General features: G+C 44.5%; 3 protein-coding genes and 3 pseudogenes. All 6 read left to right on the forward strand.

The window, feature by feature from the left end:
- Window positions 1-254: hypothetical protein (locus Q0614_RS08400; RefSeq protein ID WP_298787978.1), on the forward strand; the 254-nt coding region annotated here is incomplete at its 5' end.
- Between the two features lie 4 nt (window positions 255-258).
- Window positions 259-510: pseudogene (locus Q0614_RS12575) on the forward strand (primosomal protein N'); the annotation flags it as partial.
- 708 nt (window positions 511-1,218) lie between these two features.
- A pseudogene (priA, locus tag Q0614_RS12580) lies at window positions 1,219-2,553 on the forward strand (primosomal protein N'); the annotation flags it as partial.
- Between the two features lie 643 nt (window positions 2,554-3,196).
- Window positions 3,197-3,745, forward strand: coding sequence for a hypothetical protein (locus tag Q0614_RS08410; protein ID WP_298787982.1), 549 nt, complete (start codon window positions 3,197-3,199; stop codon window positions 3,743-3,745).
- Window positions 3,746-3,920: 175 nt separating this feature from the next.
- The gene (locus Q0614_RS08415) at window positions 3,921-4,721 is read left to right on the forward strand and encodes a hypothetical protein (protein ID WP_298787984.1); all 801 of its coding nucleotides are present in this window, start codon (window positions 3,921-3,923) and stop codon (window positions 4,719-4,721) included.
- An 8-nt stretch (window positions 4,722-4,729) separates the two neighbouring features.
- A pseudogene (locus tag Q0614_RS08420) lies at window positions 4,730-5,012 on the forward strand (hypothetical protein); the annotation flags it as partial.

Genomic DNA, 5,012 nt, shown 5'->3' on the forward strand with positions numbered 1-5,012 from the left:
CTCTTTTTGAAGGCGTTTTGCAGCAACCTATCTATCCTATGAGAGATGGCGGTAGAAACGGCTGGACTTTGGTTAGAAATGGCAACGATAATGCTACATCTACATATACGGCTACCGTAGCAGGCAAAAGTACTAACTTTACTTATTATCCAACAAGAGCTAGTATACCTACTTCCGGTGCAAATAAAGATAGAAATGTAGGCTCATTCGACTGCAATCACGCTGATGATCTTTGTCAATCCTTAGCTCAATAGCTAAATGCTCTATTATGAAGTTGCGGTTTTGGGTGCCAGCCTAAAGCCGCTTACTTATAGTTCAAATTTTAAAATTCCAGCTTATCAAATCGTATCCGTTCCTGTAAAATCGAGCGTCAAATTCGCTGTAATCCTGCGCGAGGTTCCAAAGCCGAGCTTCAAAACCAAGGAAATTTCTGAAATTTCGCAGCTTAAATTTACTCCGTTTCAGATCGCACTTGCAAATTTTATCGCGCATTACTATGTTTGCGAAAAGGGCGTTGCATTCGGAATTTTCGAGCCTGCAAGCGAGACGACGCAGGATTTGCGGAATTCGCAGGAGCATCCTACGACCGAGCGGAATTGCGCTTGCGAAAAAATTTCCGTTAGTAAGCCAACCTCCGCTTGCAAGCAAACTTCTACCTGCAAGCAAAATTTTATTTCCGAGCAGAATTCCACCACCGCACGAAATTCTGCTTTCGACTGGGATTTTAGTGCCACACACAATTCCGCCTCAATCCAGAATTTTGCATTGACGAGAAATTCTACTATCTCAAAAAATTCTGTTACCGTCATAAATTCCGCCATCGCGCCAAATTCCATGCAAAGGCAAAATTTAAAACAGGTACCAAATTCTATCTCGCAAAATTTAGCGTTAAATTCTACCGCCGCACAGAATTTTATTCAAACTCAGAACTTCTCTGGCGAGCAAAATTCCGTTTCAATTCAAAACTCTTCATTGGCGCAAAATTCCGCCGCCATGAAGACCGCTATAAATTTTGCTGCCGCGCCGGGTTCGGCATACAAACAAAATTTCGCTATCGCGCAAAATTCTATCCAAGAGCGGGATTTTACCGAGGGAGAGAATTCCGTTTCGATTCAAAATCTTACTTCAGCGCAAAATTCCGTCCTAATTCAAAATTTCGACACTACCGCGCAAAGCCCCATTTCGCAGTCGCTATCCCCGCTTAAAATAGGTAAAATTCCAAACCTTACCCCCGCGCAGGAGCAAGCGCGTAAATTTGCCGAAGCCAACGAGACGTCGCTGATTTTCGGCGATACGGGCAGCGGCAAGAGCGAAATTTATATCGCACTGATCGCACAGGCGCTCGCTGCGGGCAAGCAGGCGCTGTTTTTGATGCCCGAGATTTCGCTCACGCCGCAGATGACGAAGCGGCTGCAGAGCTATTTCGGCGAGCGGCTCGGCGTCTGGCACTCCAAAATTTCGCCCAAGAAAAAGTGCGAAATTTTAGCGAAATTTAACGCAGGCGAGATCAGGCTCATCGCGGGCGCCCGCTCGGCGCTATTTTTGCCCTTTAGCGATCTGGGCCTCATCGTCGTGGACGAGGAGCACGACGACAGCTACAAATCCGCCGCCGCGCCGCGCCTAAATGCCCGCGACGCCGCGATTTTCGTCGGCAAGAAGCTCGGCATCCGCGTGGTTTTGGGCTCTGCGACGCCTGCACTTAGCACCTACGCGAAGCAGCCGCACTTCCGCCTGCGCGGCACCTATTTTAGCAGCGCCAAGCGCTTCATTTTCGATGAGAGCGAGACGGGGTTGAGTCCCAAAATTTTAACCGAGATCGGGCGCAGCCTCGAAGCCGGCAAGCAGGCGGTCGTGTTTTTGCCGACGCGCGCGAACTACAAATATATGGTCTGCGAAAACTGCGGGCAGATCGTGCGCTGCCCGTTTTGCGCCGTCGGGATGAGCTACCACGCGGACGCTGCGGCGCTGAAGTGCCATTACTGCGGCTTTAGCACGTTTTACAAGGCGTCTTGCGAAAACTGCGGCGGCGAGGTGATGCAGGCGCGCAAGATCGGTACGGGCGAGCTCGCGGCACAGCTTACGGCGCGTTTCCCAAGTGCCCGCATCGCAAAATTTGATCGCGACGAGATCACCACGCAGCGCAAGCTTGAGGCGCTGCTCAATAACTTCAACGCCCATAAAATCGACATTTTGGTGGGCACGCAGATGCTTAGTAAGGGGCACGATTACCACGGCGTGGATCTTGCGGTGATAATGGGGATCGACGAGCATCTGAGCTATCCCGATTTTAGGGCGCGCGAGAAGACGCTAGCGCTTGCGATGCAGGTGGCTGGCCGCGCGGGTCGCTCGGGGCAGGGCAGGGTCGTCATACAGACGCGCCAAAGCGGCTTTTTTAGGGATTATATCGAAAACTACGACGATTTTTTGCGCGACGAAGCGGAGTTTCGCGAGGGGCTCTATCCACCGTATATGCGGCTTTTGCGTGTACTGATCTCGCATAAAAACGAAAAGGCGGCGGGCGAGATAATGAGCGCCGCGCTTGAACTTTTGCGCCACAAACAGGCGGAAAGTAGCACGTCTGCATCGCATGACGGGCTGGACGCGAGGAGAGCAAATTTAAGCGCTTTAAATTTAGAAAATTCTGCGCAACAGGGCGGCAAGCAAATATCAAATTTTAAATTTCAAAGCTCGGATCTGCGCGCGGACGACGCAAATTTAAACCGCCAAAACGCTTCAAATTTGAAAAATGCCGCGCAAATTTTAGCTTGCGACGCAGGCGCGGACAGCGCAAATTTAAAGCCTGAAAGAAAGAGCAGCGCGCAAAATTTTATAAATTTATCGGTCGAAAATACTGCCGAAAATTCCGCGCAGTATTTGAAAGAGAAGGCGAGCGAGGGCTTTGAGATCATCGGCTACGGCAAGGCGGGTATCGCCTATATCGCGTCGAAATTTCGCTTTGAAATTCTGCTGCGCGCTGGCTCACACGTGCCGCTTATTAATGCTGCGCGCGCGCTTGAGCATCTGCCCGTCGAGATCGATATGGATCCCGTAAACTTCGGCTAAACGCGATTTATAAAATTTTATCGACATAAGCTTTGCCCGCAAAATTTTGCGCAACGGGGCGATGAATTTATGCTAGAAAATAGATTTTGGCGGCAGTATACCTTGCCATCTTATAATTTAAAAAGGCAACGATTTGAAAAAACTACTTAGAAATTTTATGATTTTTGTAGGTTTCATCTTTATGCTATATACCTCTTATTTTCTATATTTTTATTCCAAAAGAGCCGAATATGCGACTATTTTATTGCAAAAAGCGCTTAGGTATGAAGAGAAATTTTTTACTGAGAAAACACAAAATTTAGACCCGTCTGAGCAAACCAGGCTACGGCATGAGTTTGAAAAAGAGAAATTAAAACTAGAAAAATATTGCAGCGATGCCATAATAAACGGCGAAAATAGCCATTGCAAGGTTTATTATAACTTCGATTTCGACTATATCCATTTCTACGACGGGCGAAATCAAGATATCGCGCTGGGCTACGACTTTGATAACGAAAGCATTGAATTTTATAAAAAGCTCGCAGATCATTATGATTACGAAGGCAAAAAATGCAGGTCGCGCAGGGTATATAGCGAGCACCATGCGACATTTGCCATTGATAATTTTAAGCATGCAAAATTTTGGTTGGGAAATTACGGTGAATTTACCCTAAAAGATCCATACATTCATGAGTGTGAATAAAAGTGATCGGTAATTGAAACACTGAAAACCTGCCGTATAGATCGGCGGCATATACATAAATTCATATTTGTACGGATATTTTATACTTTGATTAAGTAATTATGTTGTATAAGCTTATACGACCGATAACAAAAACGCTTTTAAGGCTTCAAAAGCCTATTTTAAGGAGCAAGGGATGCGAATTCGTGCTTTTATTTTAGCGATCTTGTTTGCCGTATCGTTCGCAAAAGCGGATGATATAAAGCATCCATCGATGCCGTGGCAACTGAAATCCATTTTATGGAAAATTCAAGATAAAAAAGTTGTAAGAAAAGCTCTTCACGAACCTATGATCCGGGGTGCAACTACCTTTAATGGCAAGAGTTTTTATTTTGTTACGATAGAAGATAATGCAACGCTCAAAAAAGAATATGAAGAGCATTTATCAAAAGAAAGAGACTTCTGCAACGACTTTTACGATGATCTGTTCGAATGGAAAAATATAAATATAATCGAACCTCTGGTTTTTGATACGACGGATTACAATGACCCCATTTTAAAGAAAAATATGGGCGATTGCTGGTATATGGATATGAATAAAACGATTAAAGACGGCTTTAGCGGGCGCGGATTTACATTGTATAAATTTGATAATAAGCTTTTGTATATTATGATTTATAAAACCACTCCTTATATATATCAGACGGATGATTTCGCAAATCTTGCTTACATTTTAGATCCCAAAGAGTGTAGTAAAATCACAAAAGACTCTCGTAGCAGGGTAAATTTGGAGATTCCAGGCAATATCATATATAAACCGCGTCTGTTTTATGCCGAACCGATACGTTATAAAGATATAGACTATCTACTTTTCATAGATTTCGACAATACGCACAGCGGTCAATTACTAAACGTCGCAATCAGGAAATTTAAAGACGGTATTTTACAAATGCCTGTTTGTAGCAATTCATACTTAAACACGAAGCTTTATCGATAGGGGCGGTTATGTGGGTTCATATTTTCATCTTAATGATCGCATTCGTACTATTTGCGAATGCAAACGATGTAAGCGATACGGAAATTCCTTTTGATTTAAAAATAGCTTTATGGAAAGCTAATGATAGGAAAGTAGTAAGAAGCAATCCTTCCGGTATGGTAGAAGGAGAAACCACTTTCAACGGAAAAACCGTTAGCTTTTGGCAAATAGATAGAAATGCAACGCTCAAAAAAGAGTATGAAGAGCATTTATCAAAAGAAAGAGACTTCTGCAACGACTTTTACGATGATC

The organism is uncultured Campylobacter sp. (assembly GCF_937997595.1).
Taxonomy (GTDB): Bacteria; Campylobacterota; Campylobacteria; order Campylobacterales; family Campylobacteraceae; genus Campylobacter_B.

What these genes read in the sequence shown, in the direction of transcription:
- Q0614_RS08415 (WP_298787984.1), top strand. Translation starts at nt 3,921, where the DNA reads ATGCGAATTCGTGCTTTTATTTTAGCGATCTTGTTTGCCGTATCGTTC.